Source organism: Magnetococcales bacterium (assembly GCA_015232395.1).
Taxonomy (GTDB): Bacteria; Pseudomonadota; Magnetococcia; order Magnetococcales; family JADFZT01; genus JADFZT01.
This window is the reverse complement of the sequence record JADFZT010000054.1, coordinates 11,586-34,985: the sequence shown is the minus strand read 5'-3', so window position 1 is coordinate 34,985 and position 23,400 is coordinate 11,586. Positions and strand designations below refer to the sequence as shown.

At 55.2% G+C, this 23,400-nt stretch carries 19 protein-coding genes; 15 read left to right on the top strand and 4 right to left on the bottom strand.

Annotated features, from left to right (window positions below; all coding sequences use genetic code 11):
* Positions 1-313 precede the first annotated feature (313 nt).
* The 10 genes from HQL52_14260 to HQL52_14215 all read left to right on the top strand — a co-directional run bounded on the left by HQL52_14260 (position 314) and on the right by HQL52_14215 (position 13,414).
* Entirely contained in the window at positions 314-526 is a 213-nt protein-coding gene (locus HQL52_14260; protein MBF0370613.1) for a DUF1049 domain-containing protein, read from the top strand.
* 386 nt (positions 527-912) lie between these two features.
* The gene (gene mamM / locus HQL52_14255) at positions 913-1,899 is read left to right on the top strand and encodes a magnetosome biogenesis CDF transporter MamM (protein ID MBF0370612.1); all 987 of its coding nucleotides are present in this window, start codon (positions 913-915) and stop codon (positions 1,897-1,899) included.
* A gap of 8 nt (positions 1,900-1,907) precedes the next feature.
* On the top strand, positions 1,908-3,944 hold the full coding sequence (locus HQL52_14250) for a TSUP family transporter (GenBank protein MBF0370611.1): 2,037 nt from the start codon (positions 1,908-1,910) through the stop codon (positions 3,942-3,944).
* Positions 3,941-4,861, top strand: a complete 921-nt coding sequence (locus tag HQL52_14245; GenBank protein ID MBF0370610.1) for a PDZ domain-containing protein — start codon at positions 3,941-3,943, stop codon at positions 4,859-4,861. The genes HQL52_14250 and HQL52_14245 overlap by 4 nt, the downstream gene beginning before the upstream one ends.
* A gap of 465 nt (positions 4,862-5,326) precedes the next feature.
* On the top strand, positions 5,327-5,989 hold the full coding sequence (locus HQL52_14240) for a tetratricopeptide repeat protein (GenBank protein ID MBF0370609.1): 663 nt from the start codon (positions 5,327-5,329) through the stop codon (positions 5,987-5,989).
* 73 nt (positions 5,990-6,062) lie between these two features.
* Positions 6,063-6,908 (top strand): LemA family protein, encoded by an 846-nt coding sequence (locus tag HQL52_14235; protein MBF0370608.1) that lies wholly within the window; start codon positions 6,063-6,065, stop codon positions 6,906-6,908.
* A 23-nt stretch (positions 6,909-6,931) separates the two neighbouring features.
* The gene (gene mamB / locus HQL52_14230) at positions 6,932-7,813 is read left to right on the top strand and encodes a magnetosome biogenesis CDF transporter MamB (GenBank protein ID MBF0370607.1); all 882 of its coding nucleotides are present in this window, start codon (positions 6,932-6,934) and stop codon (positions 7,811-7,813) included.
* Between the two features lie 776 nt (positions 7,814-8,589).
* Positions 8,590-9,810: a hypothetical protein gene (locus tag HQL52_14225; protein ID MBF0370606.1), complete on the top strand. Its 1,221-nt coding sequence runs from the start codon at positions 8,590-8,592 to the stop codon at positions 9,808-9,810.
* Between the two features lie 66 nt (positions 9,811-9,876).
* Entirely contained in the window at positions 9,877-12,420 is a 2,544-nt protein-coding gene (dnaK, locus tag HQL52_14220) for a molecular chaperone DnaK (GenBank protein ID MBF0370605.1), read from the top strand.
* A gap of 433 nt (positions 12,421-12,853) precedes the next feature.
* Positions 12,854-13,414, top strand: coding sequence for a cyclic nucleotide-binding domain-containing protein (locus tag HQL52_14215; GenBank protein MBF0370604.1), 561 nt, complete (start codon positions 12,854-12,856; stop codon positions 13,412-13,414).
* A gap of 88 nt (positions 13,415-13,502) precedes the next feature.
* On the opposite strand, the gene yejB is transcribed toward HQL52_14215, so the two are convergent.
* Positions 13,503-14,585 (bottom strand): microcin C ABC transporter permease YejB, encoded by a 1,083-nt coding sequence (gene yejB, locus HQL52_14210; protein ID MBF0370603.1) that lies wholly within the window; start codon positions 14,583-14,585, stop codon positions 13,503-13,505.
* 15 nt (positions 14,586-14,600) lie between these two features.
* Positions 14,601-16,385: an ABC transporter substrate-binding protein gene (locus tag HQL52_14205; protein ID MBF0370602.1), complete on the bottom strand. Its 1,785-nt coding sequence runs from the start codon at positions 16,383-16,385 to the stop codon at positions 14,601-14,603.
* A gap of 358 nt (positions 16,386-16,743) precedes the next feature.
* Here HQL52_14205 and amrB point away from each other — a divergent pair, with 358 nt between their 5' ends.
* The 4 genes from amrB (at position 16,744) to HQL52_14185 (ending at position 20,106) form a co-directional block, all read left to right on the top strand.
* Positions 16,744-17,598, top strand: a complete 855-nt coding sequence (amrB, locus tag HQL52_14200) for an AmmeMemoRadiSam system protein B (protein ID MBF0370601.1) — start codon at positions 16,744-16,746, stop codon at positions 17,596-17,598.
* 2 nt (positions 17,599-17,600) lie between these two features.
* Positions 17,601-18,161 (top strand): AmmeMemoRadiSam system protein A, encoded by a 561-nt coding sequence (amrA, locus tag HQL52_14195; GenBank protein ID MBF0370600.1) that lies wholly within the window; start codon positions 17,601-17,603, stop codon positions 18,159-18,161.
* Positions 18,162-18,165: 4 nt separating this feature from the next.
* Positions 18,166-18,894: a metal-dependent hydrolase gene (locus tag HQL52_14190; GenBank protein MBF0370599.1), complete on the top strand. Its 729-nt coding sequence runs from the start codon at positions 18,166-18,168 to the stop codon at positions 18,892-18,894.
* A 315-nt stretch (positions 18,895-19,209) separates the two neighbouring features.
* Complete coding sequence (locus tag HQL52_14185; protein ID MBF0370598.1) at positions 19,210-20,106, top strand: sulfotransferase; 897 nt, start codon at positions 19,210-19,212, stop codon at positions 20,104-20,106.
* A gap of 362 nt (positions 20,107-20,468) precedes the next feature.
* Here HQL52_14185 and yrfG read toward each other — a convergent pair whose 3' ends face one another.
* On the bottom strand, positions 20,469-21,167 hold the full coding sequence (gene yrfG / locus HQL52_14180; protein MBF0370597.1) for a GMP/IMP nucleotidase: 699 nt from the start codon (positions 21,165-21,167) through the stop codon (positions 20,469-20,471).
* A gap of 77 nt (positions 21,168-21,244) precedes the next feature.
* On the bottom strand, positions 21,245-22,480 hold the full coding sequence (argJ, locus tag HQL52_14175) for a bifunctional glutamate N-acetyltransferase/amino-acid acetyltransferase ArgJ (GenBank protein ID MBF0370596.1): 1,236 nt from the start codon (positions 22,478-22,480) through the stop codon (positions 21,245-21,247).
* Between the two features lie 218 nt (positions 22,481-22,698).
* Between argJ and HQL52_14170 the strand changes: the two genes are divergently transcribed.
* A complete protein-coding gene (locus HQL52_14170; GenBank protein MBF0370595.1) occupies positions 22,699-23,139 on the top strand; it encodes a hypothetical protein in 441 nt (146 codons plus the stop codon).
* Positions 23,140-23,400: the final 261 nt, after the last annotated feature.

The window sequence follows — 23,400 nt, the reverse complement described above, 5'->3', positions numbered from 1 at the left end:
CCCGGACCAATCCGGCCAGAGTCGCCCCTGGAGCCACATGAACCCCCTGGGCCAATATGGATTCGTGATCCTGACCCGGGCCTGGCGTCTGCCCCTGGTGGGCGGCCTTTCCGAGAAGCTCTGATATCTTCTGATTGAGAGCCTGTCCAAAAATATCGTATCGCGCTGGCCCAGTGGCTATACATTCCGCACATGAAACCCAAACGTATTGGATGCGTGAGGATTCAAGCACGGAGTTGGCGTCGCCAGGACAAACCGAACGGCGCTTTTGGGCAGGCTCTAACTTTTGGCCTGGACCCGGAGGAGATGGTGGATGGTCAGACTAGTCCTGTCCCTCATTTTCGCCATATTTTTGCTGATCTTTGCCTCCCAAAACATGCATGAAATCGAAGTGCGGTTCGTGTTCGGGGAAGCAGTGGAAATGCCCATGATCCTGGCCATAGCCGGGGCCTTCGTGAGCGGCTTTGCCCTCGCCACCTTTAACTTTATCCTGCGTCGAGGCAGCCGATACGAAGATCGGGAATGATTCGGGTAAAGAAGGGTAGGGGGTAAGAAAGGGCAAGAGCCAAGCAAGAGCAAAATTAAAAGCCAGGCAAGAGCAAGAGCCAGGCAAGAGCAAAATCAAGATCAAAATCAAGATCAAAAGAAAGACCGTGGGGGCAAGCCCCCACACCCCCAGGGGGTTTGAAAAGATAAAATCAAAAGATAAAAGCAAGAGCAAAATCAAAAGATAAAAGCAAGAGCAAAATCAAAAGAGAAGAGCAAAATCAAAAGAGAAGAGCAAAATCAAAATCAAAAGATGGAAAATCAAGATCAAAGGAAAGACCTTGGGGGGAAAGAATTCCCCCCAATCCCCCCCATCTTTTTTTTTAATAGTTTAAAGTCAAAACCTAAGCGGGAAAATCAGGCCCCATGAGATATTCCAAATGCGTCGTCTGTAACGGAATGATTGGCTGGGTTGGCCTGATCGCAAACCTGGCACTCTCCAGCCTCAAACTCTTCGTAGGCCTGCTCTCAGGCTCCCACGCACTCCTGGCCGACGCACTCTACTCAGCCAAAGATGTCGTGACGTCTATCCTGATTATCGTCGGCCTCAAAGTCTCCAATAAACCCCTGGACCAAGAACACCCCTTCGGCCACGGCAAAGTCGAATTTCTACTCTCCATGACCATCAGCCTCGTGCTGATGATCCTCACCTGCATACTCTTCTACTTTTCCGCCGAAACCATCATGGAAGGGGAACATAAACCACCACACCTGATCGCCCTGTGGGTGGCGGTATTGTCCCTGGCCGTGAACCTCTTCATGTCCCTCTACGCCCGCTGCGTAGCCGTGGAAATCAACAGCCCCATGGTCATGACCCTGGCCCGACACCATAAAGGAGACGGACTCAGCTCCCTCGCCGTGGTGTTCGCCATCATCGGCTCCCACTACCTCGATATGCCATGGCTGGACCCCGTGGTGGCCCTGGGGGAAACCCTCCACCTGCTCTACCTGGGAGGAGAAGTCTTCTGGGACTCGTTCCAAGGCCTGATGGACTCCTCCGCACCCAAAGAAGTGGAAGAACGCATCCGACAGGAAACCCTGGCCGTGCCCGGCGTGCGAGGCGTAGAAGAACTGCGCACCCGACGCATGGGACAAGAACTATGGATCTCCATGGTCATCGGCGTGAATCCCGATTTGGGGGTTAATCGAGCCAAACGAATATCCCAACGCGTGGAAGAATCCCTGGCATCCTCAATTCCCCACCTGGGAGATGTCGGCGTACACTTCAAATCCAACTCAGGCTCCCTGCCAGAAATGGCAGAAATACAAGAAGAGATGGAGCAATTGCGGGAGCAACAAGAAATCGATCCCGATAAACAGCTTCCCAGCCCCAACGAACTGGACGGGGTGTAGGTCAAACCATGGATCAAAAGCCAATCAAACCCCTGAACGTGCCGTTTTGCCGCCAACAATGGAAAATTCCTGCGTTGATACTGACAGTGGTGTGTCTGGCGCTGTTTGCCTGGGGCATCCACCTCATGCGGGATCACTATGACGAACTGGACGGCTTCGGCATGTCCGACAACTCCTCATGGCCCGGAACCACCACCGCCGAACCCCAGGTAAACGCCGCCCAGGTTCGAGCACAGCTAAACCTGGGACCGGTTGATTCAGTGGTGCGGCCCTCCGTGGTCAATATCGCCGGCATGAAAGCAGGCCCCGGCGGTAGCGACCGATTCGTCAGTGCCGGCAGCGGCGTCATCGTCAACTCCGATGGCCATGTGGCGACGGCCTATCACATTATTGAAGGGATGCGGGAGATCATGATTCGGGTGCAAACCCCGAACGGCCCCCGGCAATATCCCGCCAAAATAGTCAAAGCCGTCCCACGGCACGATATAGCGGTTTTGAAAATCGCCAGCCGGGATCTCTTTCCCTATCTGATTCCCGGCAACTCCAAAACCCTGCGGGATGGCAGCGCAGTGACCGCCTGGGGAGACCCCGACGGCACCCAGGTGCTCTATCGCCGAGGCACAGTCTCCATGGGGCAGGGGTTGGCCCAGATCAACGTAGGCAAGGCGCAGCTGACCCACTTGATTCCCACCGGTACGGTCTATCACTGGGCCCAGAGCGGTGGCCCGCTGGTGGATGGCAAAGGCCGGTTGATGGGAATCAACGTGGCGGTGCAAGGCCCCAACGGTCTGTTGCAAGGCTATGCGGTGCCGGTACATGTGCTGGTGACCCATTTTTCAGATGTGGTGAAATTTCCCCCGGGGGTGATTGCGGCGTTGAAGGGGGCCGGCAATGGCTGGAATGGCGGGGGTGGTTTGCAGGAGCCCGGGGGGCTTGGGATCGCTCTGGGGCAGGGGGTTGTGGCTGGAACAGGCCAGGCGGGGACAGCGCTGACGGTGGCGGCACAGATGGCTGTTGGAGACGGGGTGCGTGGTCCACCGGGTGATCCGGGAGTGACTTCAGCCCGAACCCGGCGCACGGCAGATGACTGGTGGGATCGGGCCCGAAGTTTATTGGGACTGGACTTGACCAAGCGGCCACACGCCGCACAAGCAGCAACTAGCGGCGCCGGCACCGGGGAACATGGGCCGGCGTTGCGGGTTTTTGGGTACCCAATCAGCACCTTTATCGGCCTTCTTTTGCTCGGTTTTGTCTCCGGTGTCAGCGGGGGAATGATGACCATGGGCGGGGGCATCATCAAGGTGACCGGGTTGATTTCAGTCTTTGGCTACGGGTTGCTGCTGGTGCGTCCGGTGGCCTATCTCACCAATATTTTCATGTATGGCGCAGCTTCGTTACGCTATCGGCGGGATGAGCTGTTTCGTTGGGAAGCGATACGGCCTTTGGTGCCTTGGGCGATGGCCGGGGTGGTGATTGGCTATTTTGTCGGGAATATTTTGCGCTCCAACGTGATTCACTATCTGTTGGGGGTTTTTGCGTTTTTGTTGGGTATCAAGATGTTGGTGGAGCTGGCGGAATCGAGTGGTCGCAAGGGGGGTGTTTTTGGTTGGCTGAGGCCTTATTTGGGAAGTCGGCCAGAGCGGGCGGATGGGGGGGTGGCGGGAAATCATCCTTTAATGCAGGCGGGTATTTTGGGTCTGCCCATGGGGATTATCAGCGGTATTTTGGGCATTACAGGCGGGGTGGTGGAGGTGCCGTTGCAGCGTTATGTGGCGGGGGTGCCTCTTAGAAATGCCATTGCCAACAGCGCGGTACTGGTCTTTTTTGCTTCGATTGTCGGTTCTCTGGTCGCGATGTTGCATGGGGTGCAGAGCGGGGCTTTTGTTTGGGAACAGCCGGTTGTGATGGCGTTGATATTGGTGCCGGGGGCGTGGTTTGGGGGTTTGGTGGGGGCGTGGCTCACCACGGTGGTGCGGTTGGATGTGTTGCGTTGGTTTTATGCGGTGTTGATGTTTGCGATTGCGGGCCGAATGGTGGTGGCATGAGGTTGGGCGGTCCGGAAATTTTATCGGTGGGAATTCTGGGTGTTTTGGGATTGTTGGTTTTCAACCTGTTCGACAGCCCTGATTATGAAGCGCTGCCGGTAAAGGAGTCGGCTGGGGTGCAGGGTGGGGCTGGGGTGCCCCAGGGGGGGCAGGCTCTGGGTCAGACGGTGGCGATGGTGCAACCGGTTCAGGCTCCGAACGGTGGCAACAACCTGATTGCGCGGCGGGATTTGCGGGGGAGTGCTTCGGGGTTACGGGCCCAGATGCCGGGCAAGGATACGGTGGTGCGTGCGCCGGTGCCGATTGTGGTGCCTGGTGGGAATGCTGGCTCTGGTCGTCCGGCGCGGAGTGCGAGTCGGGGGAGTTTTATTGTGCCGGGGATTCAGATTTCCGAGGCCCATTGGCAGGGTTTGGAGGCTTTGCCGTTGGATAGTGAGATTAAGGAAAAGATGAAGTTGCCGGAGTCGTTGCAGGGTTTGATGGTGGATGAGGTGAGTTTGGCGGCGGGTGGATCGGGGATTTTGGCTGGGGATGTTTTGATTGCGATTGATGGTCGTCCGGTGAATTCGTTGAAGGGGATGTTGCAGGAGACGATTCGGGTTCGGAATCGTCAGCAGGTATCGATGACGGTTTATCGGGATGGTGAGATCAAGGGGTATATGTTGTCGGTTCGGGGTGGTTTGACGCCGGATTTGGGGATGGCTCAGGTGGAGACGGCTCCGATGATTTTGGCGGGTGATATTGTGCCGCATCCGTATCGGGGCCCGTGCACGAATTGTCATCCGATTGGGACGACGGGTCATATTGTACCGGATCCGGATGGGATTGTGTTGCCGCCTCCTGTGATCAAGGTGGGTGCGCGGAGTCCGCATCAGGATAGGGGTCCGTGCGAGGCGTGTCATACAATCACAAAGTAGGCTTTTGACTTTATACTATTAAAAAAAGGTAGGGGTTTGGGGGAGTTCCCTCCCCCAAGGTTTTGATTTTGATCTTAATCTTTTTATTTTGATCTTAATCTTTTGATTTTCAACCCCCCCGGGGGATTGGGGGCGAAGCCCCCAAGGTCTTGGTTTTGATCTTTGTTTTGGCCTTGATCTTGATTTTCATCTGTTGATCTTTGTTTTGACCTTGATCTTGGCTTTTATAGTAATTCCAACTGAGAATGGCACCTGCGGCGATTTTTTGCCGTCATTCCCGCGAATGCGGGAATCCAGCAGGGCACGCGCAAACTCCTGGATCCCCGCATTCGCGGGGATGACGAAAAAGGGGGGTACAGGCGCCATTCTCAAGTGAAATGGCTATATCTTTTGATCTTGGCCGTCATCTTGATCTTGAATCTGAATGTTTCTTTCCAGTTGTAGAATCGACCGGAGGTAGTGGTCATGAGTGATAAGAACTTGCGGGTCAATCCGTTGGATGAGTTGGGGTTGGCGTTTCATACGGTGGGCAGTGTGGTGCGGAAGGTGATGGGTTCGGCGATGCGTGGGTATGCCTCGTTGTTTACGATGGATGAGGGTCGTCGGGTGGATTATTTTCGCAGCAAGGGGGTGACCCACACCAAGCGGGGCAGGTATCTCCAGGCGGCGCCGTTGTTGGAGCGTGTTTTGGGGGCTTCTCCGGAGGATCCGGAGGCGATGTTTCATTTGGGATTTTGTTATCTGAAGATGGAGCGCACCCGGGATGGGATAGATTTATTGGAGCGGGCTTCTTCCAAGCATGGTGCGAGTGCGAAGGTGAATTCGATTTTGGGCATGGCTTATATCCAGATCAAGGATTATGGCCAAGCGGCGGCGACGTTGGAGAAGGCGGTGGTGGAGAACCCGGAAAATTTTAATTTGAACTATCGCCTGGGCATCGCCAAGGACAATTTACAGGATTATGATGGCGCGGTGGCGGCGTTTGAGGCGGCGTTGCAGATTCGCCCGACGGAAGCGAAGGTGTATCAATCCCTGGGCTTCACCCTGGAGCAGATGGGCCGCCACGACGAAGCGGTGGCCTTCTTCAAGCGGGCGGTGGAGATCGAAGAGGGTGGTGTTGAGCACTGATTTTTTGCAAACTGTAGCTTATGAAGGTTCAGCTGGGTATGTGACTTGGCTGACTATTTGGAGTTGTTGAAGCATGGCTCAGGGTAAGGACCAATTTGAAGGGTTGGAGGATCTGGGGCCGGAGGGCACCAGTGAGGAACGTATCCGCCGTATGAAACGGTTGATGCGCCAACTCTACAAGGAGGAGTTTGAAGCGCAACGCATGCAGTTGCCGCCCATTAAGGCTCGGGTGCTGATTGTGGTGGTTTCGTTTATTGCGGTGTTGGTTTTTGGGGTGACCACTCTCTACAATTTCAACCGGTTTGTGACCTTGGAGGAGCGGGTTCGATCATCCCGGGGCCATGTGGAGGATGTGATTCAGCGCCGGGCCAACCTGTTTGAAAATCTCATCAACCTCACCTTGAACCAAGCGGCTCTGGAGCAGGAAGTGTTTCGCCATGTGGCTGACAAGCGGCCCGAGATGGCCCGTTCTGGTAAAGAGGGCGGTGCTGGCTTGGCTGGGGGTGCGGGGGTGGCTGGATTGCCGTCGCTCTCCAAGCTTTTGGCGGTGGTGGAGCGTTATCCCCAGATTCGTTCTTCGGTGACCTATCAGCAGCTCATGGATAAGCTGGTGGAGATTGAGGATCGGATTTCCAAACGCCGGGATGAATATAACGAGGAGGTGCGGATTTTCAACACGCTGATCTCCTCGTTCCCTTGGTATGTGATGGCTCGGGTGACCGGTTTTACCCGCTACGACTATTTCCGCTATGATAAGGACAGCAAGGAGACCGCCTTTTTAAGGTCTCGTATGGCTCAAAAAGCCTTTAAGCGACTGCTGCCCTTGGGTGGTGGCCGAAAAGCCCCAACCTCCGGTGAGACTGTTGCTCCGATGGCGCCGGAAGCGATGACACCCCCATCTGACAATGGGGCTCCGTAAACTGAGATGGAAATGGAACGCTGATGAAATTTGACCACTGTAACCAGTGCCGGGACAAGGTGATTTGGTGGGCGCTGGCCAACAATATTTTTCTTGCCTGCTACAAGGGCATTCTGGGTGGGCTGACGGGCTCTGCCGCACTGGTGGCGGATGCCTTTCACTCCTCGGCGGATGTGATTGCCAGTACCGTCACCATGATCAGCTTGAAGATTTCTGCCAAGCCTGCTGACGAAGATCACGCCTACGGTCATGGCAAGATTCAATTTATCTCCAGCTCCATCGTCGGCCTGATCCTCCTGATCGGGGCCTTTTTTATCATGATCGGTGCCATCAAGGATTTGGTCCGGGGGGAGTATGAGGCCCCGGAAAAGATCGCTCTGATCGGGGCGTTGGTTTCGGTGCTCTGCAACGAACTGATGTATCGCTATCAAAGCTGTGTCGGACATGAAAACAACTCCCCGGCGATTTTAGCCAACGCCTGGGACAACCGCTCCGATGCTTTTTCTTCCATCGCGGTGCTGATCGGTATTGGCTTCGCTACCTTCGGCTTTCCCATCGCCGATCCCCTGGCTGCTTTCGGGGTTTCGATTTTGGTGATTCGCATCGGTATTGAACTCAACGTGGATGCCATCGAAGGGTTGATGGATACCTCTCCGGAGATGGAAGAGTTGCAGGTGATCTACGACATTACCCGGGGGGTGGCCGGGGTGTTGGGAATCTCCTATCTCAGGGCCAGATCCACGGGTGAAGAGTTGCAGGTGGAGGTGAGCGTGGAGGTGGATGAAAACCTCAAGGTCTATGAAGGCGACCTTATCGTTGAATTTTTGCAGAAGAAAATTTTCGATGAGATGGAGCATGTCGGTGGGGTGCAGGTCTTTTTGAATCCGGTGAATGCTGAAGTGTAGTCTCTCTCAATGGGGGCTTGGTGTTTCCGGGAGGGGAGGTGATGAGCCTACCTTTCCCGGTCGTTCGTTGGGTGGGGCCGTGTGTCTGCCATGTCAGCCATCGATGATTTTCTGATGTGAACTCTGTTTTCCTGTTTGTTCCTTTCCTGTTTGGGCTACCTTGTTCGCCGGGTATGCCTGTTTTTTGACTCTGTATCATCCTTCCTGACGGTTACAGCTCAAAATCTCTCTGGGATGGCAGTCATGGGTTTGCTGCTGCTTTCCCCGTTTTCTCTGTCTCTTCCAGACCAGACGGCTCTGGCGTAGCTGTTGGTGCGTCTCTCCCACCTGACTTCGAACCATCCTTTCAGATGGGCGTTTGCGCCTCTGCTTTACCCGATACCCCCTCTCTGAATTTTGACGATAAATGATTTGCCCTGTGGATTATCTGCGGGGTTGTGTGCCTGTTCCTTCCCAATTGTTTGAAAAAGCAGCTTATTCAGGGATGTTTAGTCTGGAGTGATGATTGCTCATGGGGTGATTGGTCTGCTTTGGGGGAGGTTACCCGCTTCAATCCCTTGGTGTGTCAGCGTTTGGCATAAACCTTGCAATCTACTCATTCCAACAGCAAAAAACGCAGGATTCGACAAAACAGCAGGCTCTCACTGACGTTTTAGTCGAAACAATGACAGTCAAAACTTGGTGGAAAAATAGCTATGTCAGCGGGTTTGACGGCTGGCTCAAAAGCGAACTCTTGCCGGAAATCGCTCCGGGTAAATAAAAATGGGCAAAGTGTCATGCACGAATTGAATCGAGGTTTTTCAGTTTTTCTGATCGAGTCGGTGATCGGGCTGCTGATGCTCTGCATGATCCTCTTTATCGGCACCTATTTTTATGACCGGATCAACATGGGGGGCGAGTTGGTTCGGGTTGGCGCACGGGGTATGACGGCTCCTGGGAGTATCGCAGCGAGTGGGCCGGTGGTGATGACGGGAAACAGCGATGGCATTCGCCTGCGTTTGGCAACCCTGATCTCTGAGCGGCGTATGCTGAATGCCCAGCTGGCTGGAAAGCAGGCGGAACTGGATCGTATGTGTTTGGATAATGTCGGGATTTTGGCTGGCAGGGCGCCAAAAGAAACCCTGCTCACCCCCGCAGAGGCCACACCTGGGGAGCTTGAAGGCAACAGAGAAGAGATGGCTGCTGAAATTTCCCGGCTTTCGAAGACATTATCCTTACAGGGCAGGGAGATAAAATCGCTCCAGGATAAAAAAGAGGCGCTGGAGAGGGTGCTGGCAGCTGGGCGTCAGGCCCGGGAAGTGTCAACAGATGGGAATTTGACAGATCGTGGGCCGATTGTTGTCGATGAACCGATTGTTGCCGATGAACCCACTCTGGCTGACGAGGCTGGGGATGTGGAAGCGACCCTGCTGATGTTGGCCGCCGGCGGTAACGGTGTGCAAGGGACGGTGAATAGTGACAGCCCCAATGCCGTGTCTTCTCGTAATGAGTTGTTATCAAGCATAAAAACATCTCTGGCTGAGGAGGGGGTTGTCCTGGATGTGGATGGTGGGGAAGGGGTGCTTTATCTGCCCGCCTCATTCAAGTTCAGCTCTGCTTCTGCAGCGATTAATGCGACCAACCAGGCGGTGCTTGGAAAGGTTGGCGTGAAACTTGCAAAATCACTCCCATGCTATGCAGGTAACAGCACAGCTGAAGCCACCGAGGGAGGATGTGTAGGCACCGAGAGCACCGTCCGACTGGAGTCAGTGCTTATCGAAGGTCACTCCAGCCAAGCCCCGGTCGGATCAAAACGGTTTAGATACAACTGGGATCTGGCCAGCAAGCGGGCCATGGCCACTTTTAAGGCTCTTGTTGAAACCCGTCCGGAGCTGACAGGACTTAAAAACGATCTTGGTAAATCCCTGTTCCAGGTATCCGGACGCCTGGTGGATCGAAACGACAAAACGAAACGACCCCGAGGAGCCGCTCTCAAGTTTATCATGGGCGGCCCCTGATCAAACCCTTGAAACGACACCCTTATAATTGGAATTGAACGAACCTTTGGAGAAGGACGACACAAAATGAGCAAAGTTATCGGAATTGACCTGGGTACCACCAACTCTTGCGTCTCCATTCTGGAGGGAGGTGATCCCAAAGTGATCGAAAACAGTGAGGGAGCCCGCACCACCCCCTCCATGGTGGCCTTCGCCACCGATGGCGAGCGCCTGGTGGGTCAGGCTGCCAAACGTCAGGCGGTCACCAACCCCGAAAATACCCTCTACGCCATCAAGCGCCTGATGGGTCGTCGGTTCGACAATGAACGGACTCAAAAGGAGAAGGAACTGGTCTCCTACAACATCGTCGAAGGTGAAAATGGCGATGCTGGCATCGCTGCCGATGGTCGCACCATCAGCCCCTCCGAAGCCTCTGCCATGATTCTGCAAAAGATGAAGCAGACCGCCGAGGATTTTCTGGGCGAAGAGGTCTCCGATGCCGTGGTCACCGTTCCCGCCTACTTTGATGACGCCCAGCGCCAAGCCACCAAGGATGCTGGACGCATCGCGGGTTTGAACATCCTGCGGATCATCAACGAGCCCACTGCTGCTGCGCTGGCTTACGGCATGGACAAGGAAGAGGGTCAAACCATCGCGGTCTACGACCTGGGTGGCGGTACCTTTGATATCTCCATCCTTGAGATCGGTGATTCGGTCTTTCAGGTCAAATCCACCAATGGTGACACCTTCCTCGGTGGTGAAGATTTCGACCAGTGCCTGATCGACTATCTGGCCGATACCTTTCAAAATGAGCAGGGGATCGACCTGCGCCAGGATAAAAAATCTCTGCAACGGCTCAAGGAAGCCGCTGAGAAAGCCAAAATCGAGCTTTCCGCTGCCCATCGTACCGAGGTGAATCTGCCTTTCATCACCGCCGATGCCAACGGCCCCAAGCATCTGGATATCACCCTTACCCGGGCCAAGCTGGAAAGCCTGGTGGATGCCCTGATCCAACGGACTCTGGAGCCCTGCCGGATCGCTCTGGAAGATGCCGAAATGTCTGCCGCTGATATCGACCAGGTGATTCTGGTGGGTGGCATGACCCGGATGCCCCGGGTACGTGAAGTGGTGGCTGAATTTTTTGGCCGTGAAGCCCATCTGGGTGTCAATCCCGACGAGGTGGTGGCCATGGGGGCTTCCCTCCAGGGTGGGGTGCTCCAAGGGGAAGTGCGGGATATCCTGCTGTTGGATGTGACCCCTCTTTCGCTGGGTCTGGAAACCCGGGGCGGTGTTTTTACCCGGCTTATCCAAAAAAATACCACCATCCCCTGCCAGGAAACCAAGCTCTTCTCCACCGTGGTAGACAATCAGACCGCCGTTTCCATTCGGGTGGCCCAAGGGGAGCGGGAGCTTTTTAACGGCAACCGGCCCCTGGGTCAGTTCGACCTGGTGGATCTGCCTGCTTCTCCCCGGGGGACTTTGCAGATCGAAGTCAACTTTGCCATCGACGTTAACGGCCTGGTGCACGTTTCCGCCAAGGACAAAGGTACCGGCAAGCAGCACTCCATCGAGATTCAGGCTTCTGGCGGTTTGAGCGATGCCGAAATTTCCCAGATGATTCGGGATGCCGAAGAGCACTCCGAGAGCGACAGCCAAAAGCGTCTCCTGATCGAAGTGCGCAACCGGGCCGAGGCTCTGATCTATGCCACGGGTAAATCGATGGAAGCCAACCTGCGGGGGCTGGATGCAACCGCACTGAGTCTGATCGGTGGGGCCATGGAAGCCCTGCGCACCGCTCTGGATGCCGATGGCGATATGACCACCATCGAAGCGCGGATTCAAAATCTGACTCAGATCACCCTGAACCCGACTCAGGATCAAGAAGAGTCCATCGATGCCGAAGCAGGCAGCGCCGAAGAGATGGCTGGCACAGCTGAAACGGATGAGGCCATCACGGATGAAGCTGATTCAGCTCCGGAAGCCGAGATGAGCGATGAAGCCCCCGAGGCCGATGCCGCCCACACCGAAGAGGAAGCCGCTGACGAAACCTTCTCTACCGAAGATCTGAGCGCTGAAGAGATGATCGGAGAGGAGATGGCTGAAGAAGAGACCCTGGCCGACGCTGTGATGGCTGAGGACCTCAGTGAAGAGATGGTTGAAGATTTCACCGCTGAGCCTGTTGCTGAAGAGCTGGATGAGGATCTGAGCACTGAGGAAATGGCTGAAGATTTCACCGCTGAGCCTGTTGCTGAAGAGCTGGCTGAGGATCTGACCACCGAAGAGCTGGCTGAAGATCTGGCCACTGACGCGGTGGCTGAAGAGATCACCGCCGAGGCTGTCTCTGAAGATCTGACCCCGGAGATGGTTGAAAATCTCATCGACCAGGAGATGGCTGAAGATCACACCGCCGATACGACTGCCGAAGAGATGATGGCTGCCCCGGATCTCACCACCGAAGCCGTATCCGAAGAGATGGCCGGTGAAATCACTGTTGAGCCGGAATTTGCGACGGAAACCGAAATGGAAGCTTCCCCCATCCCGGTCGTTATGACCCAGGAAGAGGCGATTGAAGAGGCTTCTGAAGAGGCTGATAACGAAGAGCAGGCGCTCCAGGAAGAGCTGGCTGCCTAAGTGATGGATGATGACCCCAGGGTGGGGATGGGTTTTTGACGATAACCCGTTGATCGTCAGAAACCATCCCCCCCTGGATAGTACCGGGGAGTTTGTGCCTGAGCCTTCTACCCCAGTCACACACCCCACACCCCGGTATCCATGCCAAACGGATTTGGCTGGATACCGGGAGCACCAATCCTACCTGACCTGCTCCCCCGATTATTTCTGTTTCCCCCTGTTTTTCTTTCTTAAGTTTCCCCCCTGTACTCCCTGGTCCATTCAGTTCTCTCCGGCTGGTTTTGGATATCCATTCAAGCCACAATAAATTCCGAATCGATAGCTGTCCGTTTCTTGGGTACGATTTTTGCAATATATTGCAATCAATATATTGCAATCTTGTAAAAATCAAAATTGAGTTTTCGGTTTTGGTGATGGATAATCCGCAAGGGGGGTGAGACTTCAGGGTCGCGCCTTTTTGCCATCGATCCATTTCAGTCACATACCCAATGCCGTGGGGTTTATTGACAGCGGCTCGGGGAGGGGTGTAGTGCTCAAGCTTAAAATTATCGACAGCCTGGCCTTTTTCAGTGGGCTCTCCGATGACGAAAAAAAAACCGTCTCGGAGCTGAATCTGCGTATTTTCAAATATGAACCACGCACCCTCATCATCAAGGCCAGAGGGGGCGATAACCATCTCTTCTTTCTCGTCAAAGGGACCGCTACCGTCGTGGGAGCCTCCAAAGAACCGGTGGCCATTCTCAAGACCGGGGATGTCTTCGGCGAAATTTCCTTCCTTTCCAACACCCACAAACGCTCGGCAGATGTGGTCTCCAATACCGACGCCATCGTCATGCGGGTGGATCGGGAAGCCTTCAAAACCCTCAGTCCCATTATCCGGGAAAAGCTCAAGGATAAGTTGATCAATATTATCCTGGAACGACTCCTCAGCAGTGAAACCGGATACGATCTGGATATCTCCACCTCCACCTTTGACTGGGCCAAAAGCGGATAGGGTCTGGTCGTTCCGGATGGATCACGCTTGATCGGATTTCTGTGAAGCCGGTCAAAGGGGATGGTCGTCCGGTGGGGTCTGGTAGGGGTTATTCGGCACTTTCGAAGGTGATGCGGGGATCCACCAGCACGTAGGTGATGTCGGTGAGGAGCTTGGTGATGAGCCCCAGCAGGGTATAAAAATAGAGGGTGGCCATCACCACCGGATAGTCCCGATTGATCACCGATTCATACCCCAAAAGCCCCAGGCCATCCAGGCTGAAAATGGTCTCGATCAAGAGGCTGCCACTGAAAAATGCCGCGACGAAGGAACCTGGAAAGCCGGTGACCAGGGGAATGACGGCGTTGCGAAAGACGTGGCGATAGAGCACCCCCGTTTCGGAAAGTCCCTTGGCTCGGGCGGTGATGACATACTGCTTGGAGATCTCTTCCAAAAAGCTGTTTTTGGTGAGCATGGTCATCACCGCAAATGTCCCCACCGAGGCTGCGGTGATGGGTAGCGCCATGTGCCAGAGATAGTCGGCGATGCGGGCGGGCCAGGCGAGGCTCTCCCAGTTGTCGGAAACCAGCCCCCGCATGGGAAAAACATCCCAAAAACTGCCCCCCCCGAAAAGGACGATGAGCATGATCCCCAGCACAAATCCCGGGATCGAATAACCCGCCAAAATCAGGGTGGAGGTGGCTGTGTCAAAACGGCTGCCGTGGCGCACCGCCTTGCGGATGCCCAGGGGAATCGAGATCAGATAGGTGAGAAAAAAGGTCCACATGCCCAGGGAAATCGAGACCGGCAGCTTTTCGACCACCAGCTCCACCACCTTGCGGTGATGGTAATAGGACTCCCCAAACTCAAACTGGATAAAATTTTCCATCATCAGGAAAAAACGTTCGTGGGCAGGCCGGTCAAAGCCGTAGAGCTTGCGTAACGCCTCGACCTGATCCGGGTCCAGTCCCTTCCCCCCCCGATAGCTGCCACTGGGGCCCGCCGTTGCTCCCCCACCAGCGGAAACCAGGGTGCCGCCACCCCCCCCGGCACTGCCGTGTTGCTCCATCATGGAGATCATCCGCTCCACCGGTCCGCCGGGGACAAATTGGATGATCAAAAAGGTGATGGCCATGATCCCGAAGAGGGTGGGGATCATCAAAAGCAAACGCCGAAATACATAAGCCCACATGGTCAGATCATCCCCTTATTTCTCAATCCACCAGGCCAGGAGCCAATCTGTGGGTGTAAAATGGCTGGGCTTGGTTTCGGGGCGGGCGAATTGATCCCAATAGGCGATGCGGTGGTAGGGGATATACCAGTGGGGCACCACATAGTGGCCGGAGAGGAGCACCCGGTCCAGCGCCCGACAGGCGGTGACCAGAGCCTTGCGATCCTTGGCATAGATGATGTGATCCACCAGGGCGTCGATGATGGGATCCTTGAGCCCGATACGGTTTTGGCTACCCTTCACATCGGCGCTTTGGGAGTGCCACATGTTGCGCTGTTCGTTGCCCGGGGATTGGGACTGGCCAAACACCGCGACGATCATGTCATAGTCAAAATCATTGACCCGCCGCTGATAGAGAGAGGGATCGACAGTGCGGTAGGTCATCACCACGCCGAGTTTTTTCAGATTGGCGGTATAGGGGGCCAAAATCCGCTCAAAGGCGGGAGAGACCAGCACTGTTTCCACTTCGAATCGTTGTCCCTGACCATTGACCAGCACCTTGTCCGGCCCCACCTTCCAGCCAGCCGATTTGAGGAGCTTCATGGCTTGGCGGAGGTTTTTGCGCAGGCTGGCAGGTGGTTCCGTCGAAGGAGGGGGGGTGACTGCTTCAAAAACAGCCGGATCGAGATCCTTGCGGAAGGGTTCAAGCAGCTTTAACTCTTCAGCAGAGGGCTTGCCCCTGGCAGCCATTTCGGTGTTGGTAAAATAGCTGTCGGAGCGGGCATATTGGCTGTAGAAAAGGTTGCGGTTGGACCATTCAAAGTCAAAGGCCAGGGAGAGGGCCTGGCGCACCCGGATATCCTGAAAAATCGGGCGGCGCAGGTTGAAGACAAACCCCTGCATACCTACGCCGTTGCTGTGGTCGAGGGTCTCCTTGATGATCTTGCCGGAGGTGAATTTATCGCCCTTGTAATCCCGGGCCCACTGTTTGGAGTTGTTCTCGAAGATAAAATCAAACTCCCCCGCCTTGAACCCCTCCTGGGCCACCACCGGATCCCGAAAATATTTGATCACGATCCGCTCAAAGTTATACATCCCCCGATTAACCCCCCGCTGCCAGCCCCAATAATCGGGGTTGCGCTCATAGATGATGGTTTTGCCGGGGTTGAACGAAGCCACCCGGTAGGGGCCTGAGGCCAGGGGGACAGTGAGATCCCCCTTGTCAAAAGCATGCTGGGTGAAGAACGCTTTGGAAAAGATGGGAAATTCCCCGGAGATCATCGCAAGCTCACGGTTTTTGCTGGCAAAATGCAGCCGCACCCGGGAAGCGTCCAGCACTTCGGCAGAGAGAATATCCCGCCAGTAGGCTTGATAAGCTGGATGGGCTTTGTCTGACTTCAGGGTTTCCAGGGAAAATTTGACATCTTCCGGCGTGACTGGGGTACCGTCGGAAAATGTGGCGTCACTGTCCAGGGTGTAGGTGATCGATTGGCCATCTGCGGCGACGGCTATATCACTGGCCAGCAGGGCGTATTGGGAAAAAGCTTCGTCCAGGGAGCGGGTGGTGAGGCTTTCAAAGAGTAGGGTGTTGAGCAAGTCCGGGGCGGTGCCCTTCAGGGTGAAGGGGTTCATCTTGTCGAATCCGCCGATGGAGTGAAGGGTGAGGGTGCCTCCCACTTTGGCTTCTTTGGAAGTGTAGTCAAAGCCTGCAAAGCCTGCCGGATATTTGAGTTGGCCATCCAGGCTCAAGCCGTGGCCTGCCCAGGCGGGAGCGGCCAGCAGGAGTATCAGGCCAAACAGAAAAAAAGTGCGGGATTTCATCTGATTGTCACCCATTTTTTCGATAATGGTGATTGATGGTCAGCCACTGCTCAAGGATGGTCCGTTGGTTTGAATCCACCGCCTAGAATGACCCGTTATGGGATGTCATTGCAAGCCGGTCCAGGAGATCCAGCCACCCAGACCAAAGGGAGGGCCGTGCGCCTCCAAAAAAGGGCCGGGCTTTCCCCTTTTCCCCCTCTCAAAATAGGGGAAAAGGGGTTCTTTCCGCTAAAAAAGAACTATACTGAGATTTGATTTTGAGGATACCCCCTGCAACCAGTTGGTGCCCTTGCCACTCTTAATGGGGGGCGGATGGGGGGAATTAGTTCACTTTCCAAAAAAAATAGAGGGGTGGCCGATGGCAACCGAACGCGTTCGTCCTCCAGCTGTTGCGGGCATGTTTTATCCCGGTGATGCCAAGGGGCTTCGGGGGATGATTCAAACCCTGCTGCGCCAAGCCAGGTCCACTGGGGAGTATCCACCCCCTCGGGCCATGGTGGCGCCCCACGCAGGTTATGTCTATTCCGGTTATACCGCCGCCCACGCCTATGGCACCTTGCAGCGGGCGACCCCGGAAAATCCCCGACGGGTTTTTGTTCTGTCCCCCTCACACCGGGTCTATCTCAGCGGGGTTTCGGTGGGTGATTTTTCCGCTTTTGCCACCCCCTTGGGGGTGATTGAAGTGGATCAGGCCATAGTCGATGCTTTGGCTCTGGAGAGGGATGTGAGCCGGGATCCTTCTCCCCATCTCCAGGAACACGCCTTGGAGGTGCATCTGCCCTTTCTTCAGGAAACATTGGGCCATTTTCGTCTGGTACCCATGGTCTATGGGGAGCTTTCCGGCAAGCGTCTGGCAGATCTGGTTGCCGCTCACTGGCAGCCGGAGGATCTGATCGTTGCTTCCTCCGATCTTTCCCATTTTCACGCTTACGATGAAGCCCGAACCATCGATCAATGGTGCACCCGGGGGGTGTTGGAAGAAAATCCCGATCATCTCGACCGCTGTGAAGCGTGTGGCAAAACCGCCATCGCCGCCGTCATGGAGCTGGCCCGACGCCACCGTTGGCAACCCACTCTGGCGGACTATCGCAACTCCGGGGATACCGCTGGGGATAAATCCCGGGTGGTGGGGTATGCCAGCTATCTGTTTCATGATGAGGCGGGGGGGGCTGCTGTTTCTGGCAATTCTCCCTCCGGATCGGAAGGGAAATGAAGATGATCGGACCAAAACTGCCAACCATTCTTCGAGGCCATCTGGAAAAGGTGCTGCGGGGAGAGGAGGGGATCTCTCCAGATCAGTTGTTGGCTCAGGATGAGTCCCTGGGGGTGCAGGGGGCGAGCTTTATCACCCTCACCCAGGCCGGACAGCTCAGGGGGTGTATCGGCACGGTGCAGGCCCATCGTTCTCTGGCCCGGGATTTGCTCGACAATGCTGTCGCTGCGGCCACCCGGGATCCCCGGTTTTCAGCGCTCCGGGCTGAGCAGTTGGCAGATGTGCGGATTGAAGTCTCCCTCCTGACTCCTCCCGAACCCTTTCCCTATCGGGATGGTTTGGATCTGCTGAAGCGTTTGCAACCGGGGGTGCATGGGGTGATTCTGCGCAAAGGTCAGCGTCGGGCGACCTTTTTGCCTCAGGTGTGGCAGCAGCTTCCCGATGCCAAAACCTTTCTGACCCACCTCTGCCTCAAGGCCGGTCTCATGGAGGGGTGCTGGCAGGAGGGAGTCGATATTTTGGTCTATACGGTGGAAAAATTTTTGGAAGAGAAGAGCTTCTGAGCTGATGGCTGATTTCAAGACGCATCTGACTGTGGCTACCGTTGCCGGTGGCTTGGGCTCCACCTCTCTACTGGTGGCGGAACGAGTAAGCCAGGGGGATGCTCTGGTCTGTTTTGTGGCGGCGATTTTGGGGGGGATTTTGCCTGATATTGATGCCGATAATTCGACCCCCCTCAATATCGCTTTTACCCTTGGGGCGATTGTGTTTTCGTTCCTGGTCATGTTCGGTCAAACCGGTGGCGGGCTTTCGGTGGTGGAGCTGGTCGGTATTTGGCTGGTGGCGTTTCTTTTTTTTAAATCGGTCATCTTTAAAATATTTACCTGGTCTACGGTGCATCGGGGGATTTTTCACTCCCTGCCTGCCGGGGTGTTGTTTGGATTCATCATGGCCATCTGGCTCACCAAGGGGTACGCCTTTTCCGGAATATCGGCTTGGCTGGCAGGGGGATTTCTTTTTTTCGGCTTTGTGATTCACCTGTTGCTGGACGAAATCTACAGCCTCAATCTATTGGGGGTCGGGGGGGTGAAAAACTCCTTTGGCACCGCATTCAAACTCTACTCCAGCGACCCTTTGGCCAGCGCGTTCATGTATGGCGGGGTGGGGGTGCTGTTTTTATTCATGCCTGAGAGTCAGGGGGTGGTGGAAAGGGTGATGACCCCTGAAACCTGGGGCACGATAACCAGCCGCTTTTTGCCCAGTGGCAGCTGGTATGGATGGGGTGCCCCCCCTTGATCTGGTAAGGGCTCCCCTTGCGTTGGTGAGCCTTCTGGAGACTCTTCATCTTCAGCGGCTTTTTTTGAACCGGTCTGAAAAACGCTCTTTGGGGGTTGCTGGGTTTTATTTCGACATCTCCTTGGGGGGCTGTTAAATGTATATTGTAAGATGGAAATATTTGTTTTGAGTTGTTGAATAAGGTTCTTTCTATAAAGAATCCAGGAAATGGTTGACACCTGTCGGGGGCAGGAATAAACTGATTATATGAATGTAACAGTTGAATGAATTCAATGGTCTTTCCAACAAAAAAAGGTATTGAACAAATCAATGCACATGCAAGCCCCCGGTACAACCGCACCCCTCTTTATCGGCGGTTTATGCCGATCAGGTACTTCCCTTCTACGCTGTATGATTGGTCAGCATTCCGCCTTTTTTTCAGGCCTGGAGACACACTGGTTTGGGATGGATTGGCAAGCAGGCCCCCAAGGGGGGGTGGCTGAGCGCAACGAAACCCTGGAAGAGCGCCTCGATCTTCTACAGCAACTCTTTGAAGTTCAACCCGACGACATGGCGCGAATTATCAAAGAGTCTCGAAGTGCCACCCATTTTTTGAATCGTTTTATGAGCTACTGTACCTCCCGGGCCGGTAAACGGCGCTGGGTGGAAAAAACCCCCGGTAACGTCTTTCATCTGGTCACCATCCACGCCGCTTGGGAGCACGCTGGATTTATCCATGTGGTTCGGGATCCCCGGGATGTTTTCGCTTCCTTCAAGGGCTCCAAAACTTACCACACACCGGAACTCTTCGCTCCCCACTGGTGCCGTTTTTTGGGTGCCAGCCATAAAGCCAGAGAGCACTATAAATCGGATGACAAATGGTTTATGGATGTGCGCTACGAACAGCTGGTATTTCAACCGGTTTCGGTGATGAAGGGGGTTATCGATTTTGTGGGGGAGGGGTGGGAAGAGGCTGCCGGGCGTTTTGATGGCAACGCCCACGATGTTGAAGTCGTGCGCAAGGTGTTGGGGTGGGAAGGCCCTACTACTTCCCGCTTGGGTACCCCCCTCTTGACCGATCGGGTGGGCATCTGGAAAAAGCAGACAACTCCGAAGGAGATCAACCGGATTCGGGAAATGGTTGCAGATCAGGGCCTGCTCTCCTACTTCGATGCCATGATTGAGCAGACTGAAGCCGACCTGCTGGCGATCGGGCAGAGGGCTGATGCCTGATTCCCCCCGTAAACCCGCATAATCCACGTAAACCGCATAACCCACGTAAACCATACGTAGGATGTGGTGAGCTGCGCGAACCGCATCATTCGAGTTGAATAATCACCCCGCCAGCCCCACAAAAAAAACAGGCCCTGACTGACCTCCCCCTGATTGGCTGTTCCAACTTGGGAGCCTGTTGCAATATGTCGATTTTGGTCTTCAGGCAAGGCTTGCAGTTTTTGAGAATCGTAGCATATCCAGGTATATGTGAGACTCACAGAAAGCTGTGTAACGCTGCATCAAGGCCAAAAGCGGCATATTGCGACAGGATCTTGGGAGGTCGGTCACCTGACCCTGGCAACAGCATGGGGGTGGAGTGGCTATTTTGGCTGAATTTCTGAAAACCGGGTGATGGAGAAAAACTGCCGGGAATAGCAGGGGGGCTCTTGGGAGCTGGGGGCGGCGATGTGGCGCAGGTGGCCAATACCAAACCGGGCGGCGGCTTCCAGAACCGGTTCGGAGTCGTCAATCAGCAGGGTGGTAGCGGGTTCAAATCCGATTCTTTCCTTCAGCAGAGGCCAGAAGGGATCCGCCTCTTTGGGCTCACCCACCTGGGCGCTGGAGATAACCGAGTCAAAATAATCCCCGATGGGGGTGCGGGAAAGCTTGAGCTTCAGTGAACTCGAATGGGCGTTGGTCACCAGGTGCGTCGGCAGCTGGCAGGATCTCAAGCTTTTCAGAAAAGGAATCACCTGGGGGTGGACCTGGATCAGGTGCTGCACTTCCTGTTTCAGCAGGGGAATATCCATACCCAGCACCCGGCTCCAGTAGTCGAGATCATACCAGAGCAGGGTTCCTTCCACCGTGCGATAGCTCTCCTTGACGGCGGCCTTGGCTTCGCTAAAGGAGAGGCCGTTTTTTTTTCCATAGGCTTTGGGTACCGTCTCCAGAAAAAAGACGTTGTCAAAATGGAGGTCCAGCAGAGTCCCATCCATATCCAGCAGGACGGTTTTGATCTCATCCCAGGCCAGCGGGGGCGAGGGGGAGAGAGGTGAGCTGGATGGTTTGTTCCGATCCATGGATGGGGTTTCCTCGCCAAGGAGGGGGGCTGCCCTGAAGCCAGGGACACCCCCGGCCAGGGAACCCCCCAAAATCCTCAGCTGCGATAGTCGGCGTTGATGGTGATGTAGCCCTGGGTCAGATCACAGGTAGCCACCGTCGCGGAAGCCTCTCCCAGTCCCAGATCAATGGTAATGGCGATCTCCGGGCAGTTCATCACCGCCTGCCCCTGCTCCTCGGTATAGTCCGGATCCCTGCCGCCGTTTTTTACAATCCGCACCTCCCCCAGATGAATCGCCAGCCGATCCACCACCAGTGGTACACCGGCATAGCCGACAGCCGCGATGATCCGGCCCCAGTTGGGGTCTGAGCCGCAGCAGGCGGTTTTGACCAAAGGGGATTTGGCCACCGTCATGGCGACCTGTTTGGCATCGGCCCGGGTTTTGGCGCCGGTCACCGAAACAGTCACAAATTTGGAGGCCCCTTCGCCATCCCGGACAATCTCCCAGGCCAGCTCCTGGCAGAGGCCATTCAAGGCTTGGGCCAGGGGGGCTGCCCGGGGATGTTCCGGATCATCAATGGTGTCCCCGCCTGCCAAGCCGGATGAAAAAGCCAGCACGGTATCGTTGGTGGAGGTATCTCCATCCACGGTGATGGCGTTGAAGCTGTTATCCACCGCCTGAGTCAGCAGGGTCTGTAAGGCCGCCTGGGTGATGGGGGCGTCGGTAAAGATAAACCCGAGCATGGTCGCCATGTCCGGGTGAATCATGCCGGAGCCTTTGGCAATGCCGGTGACGGTAAAAGTTATCTCTTCCAGGGTAAACTGCCGACTGGTCGCTTTGGGTCGGGTATCGGTAGTCATGATCGCCTGGGCAGCCTGAAGCCATTCCCCCTCATCCAGATCATCCATGAGTTTGGGGAGCGCCTTTTTGACTTTTTCCCCGGGCAGTGGTTCGCCGATCACTCCGGTGGAGGCGATAAAGATGGTGTCGTTGGGTGCGCCCAGCAAATCAGCCACTTGCGCTGATAGTTCCCGGGCTGTCTCATCACCAACAGCACCGGTACAGGCGTTGGCATTGCCGGAATTGACCAGCAGCCCTTGAGCCTCCCCTCCCGACAAGCGCTCCCGGCAGATTTCCACCGGAGCGGCGACGATCTGATTGCGGGTAAATACCCCGGCCACCACGGCCGGTGGGTCACAGGCAACGAGGAGGAGATCAAGCACCCCCTTATTTTTGATGCCTGAAGCGGTCGCTGCCAAGCGAAATCCCGGCACTTTGAGTAGCGCATTATCAGTGTCGGGGCTGGATTCGGGTTTGGATTTGGTCGCCATGGGTTTTGTTTCCAGATTGAGTAAAAACGTGTTGCCAGGAACATCTGCCCAAATGGTGCCTCAAAAAGGGAAAGATTGGCAATGGCTTCACATCCGGTTTTTGACCAAATCCCTGTGATGGCTTGTCCCGGGTGAGGGGATATGGTAACCAATCCGCTTCCTGGGAGGGTAAAATCCCAAGGACGACAATGATCCCAACGCAAGGGACGGGTTATAAGATGACGACCCCTTTTAATGAACGATGGAGTGGCCGCTTCGACGGCATGATTCGGCTACAGGATGTCGCCCAGCTGGGGGATGAAGTGGCTGCCCGGGATGGCTGGTATCTGATGGAGCCCGATGGCGATCTACCCAAAACTCCCGTTGATGGCCACATGGCCCGACAACATCTGGACACCCTGGTAGCGGAAATCCTCGAAGAGGAAAAAGGGGTCTGGACCACCATGGTCTATGTCCAGAGTCAGGAGGATCCCTGGGTGATCAAGGTGTTTCATCCCCGTAGGGCCGGTTGTGGCTGTGGCGGTGGGGGAGGCATCCTGCCCTGGTGGATCATCTCTCGGGTGATGCCCGACCCAGTCCTGGCCTGGAAAAAACCAACCTGTGCTACTCCCGGTGAAAAAAAAGGCGGATGGCTGAAAAATCTGCTTCAAACAGGATGATGATCTGATCCAGAAAACCCACGAAAAAAATGTAGGATGTGGTGAGCAACGCGAACCGCATCAATCAAGTCTGATGTGCTGTTTTGATTTGGAAGGACTATAAGGCAAGATCGGAAGAATAAGAGCAAAATCAAAAGATAAGAGCAAAATCAAAAGAAAAACCGTGGGGGCTCGCCCCCACACCCCCAGGGGGTTGTAAATCAAAGGATTAAGATCAAAATCAAAGGATTAAGATCAAAGGATTAAGATCAAAGGATTAAG

Bases quoted from the DNA above. Each gene is read 5' to 3' on its own strand.
- HQL52_14260 (MBF0370613.1), top strand. From the start codon at position 314: ATGGTCAGACTAGTCCTGTCCCTCATTTTCGCCATATTTTTGCTGATC.
- mamM (MBF0370612.1), top strand. From the start codon at position 913: ATGAGATATTCCAAATGCGTCGTCTGTAACGGAATGATTGGCTGGGTT.
- HQL52_14250 (MBF0370611.1), top strand. From the start codon at position 1,908: ATGGATCAAAAGCCAATCAAACCCCTGAACGTGCCGTTTTGCCGCCAA.
- HQL52_14245 (MBF0370610.1), top strand. From the start codon at position 3,941: ATGAGGTTGGGCGGTCCGGAAATTTTATCGGTGGGAATTCTGGGTGTT.
- HQL52_14240 (MBF0370609.1), top strand. From the start codon at position 5,327: ATGAGTGATAAGAACTTGCGGGTCAATCCGTTGGATGAGTTGGGGTTG.
- HQL52_14235 (MBF0370608.1), top strand. From the start codon at position 6,063: ATGGCTCAGGGTAAGGACCAATTTGAAGGGTTGGAGGATCTGGGGCCG.
- mamB (MBF0370607.1), top strand. From the start codon at position 6,932: ATGAAATTTGACCACTGTAACCAGTGCCGGGACAAGGTGATTTGGTGG.
- HQL52_14225 (MBF0370606.1), top strand. From the start codon at position 8,590: ATGCACGAATTGAATCGAGGTTTTTCAGTTTTTCTGATCGAGTCGGTG.
- dnaK (MBF0370605.1), top strand. From the start codon at position 9,877: ATGAGCAAAGTTATCGGAATTGACCTGGGTACCACCAACTCTTGCGTC.
- yejB (MBF0370603.1), bottom strand. From the start codon at position 14,585: ATGTGGGCTTATGTATTTCGGCGTTTGCTTTTGATGATCCCCACCCTC.
- HQL52_14205 (MBF0370602.1), bottom strand. From the start codon at position 16,385: ATGAAATCCCGCACTTTTTTTCTGTTTGGCCTGATACTCCTGCTGGCC.
- amrB (MBF0370601.1), top strand. From the start codon at position 16,744: ATGGCAACCGAACGCGTTCGTCCTCCAGCTGTTGCGGGCATGTTTTAT.
- amrA (MBF0370600.1), top strand. From the start codon at position 17,601: ATGATCGGACCAAAACTGCCAACCATTCTTCGAGGCCATCTGGAAAAG.
- HQL52_14190 (MBF0370599.1), top strand. From the start codon at position 18,166: ATGGCTGATTTCAAGACGCATCTGACTGTGGCTACCGTTGCCGGTGGC.
- HQL52_14185 (MBF0370598.1), top strand. From the start codon at position 19,210: ATGCAAGCCCCCGGTACAACCGCACCCCTCTTTATCGGCGGTTTATGC.
- yrfG (MBF0370597.1), bottom strand. From the start codon at position 21,167: ATGGATCGGAACAAACCATCCAGCTCACCTCTCTCCCCCTCGCCCCCG.
- argJ (MBF0370596.1), bottom strand. From the start codon at position 22,480: ATGGCGACCAAATCCAAACCCGAATCCAGCCCCGACACTGATAATGCG.
- HQL52_14170 (MBF0370595.1), top strand. From the start codon at position 22,699: ATGACGACCCCTTTTAATGAACGATGGAGTGGCCGCTTCGACGGCATG.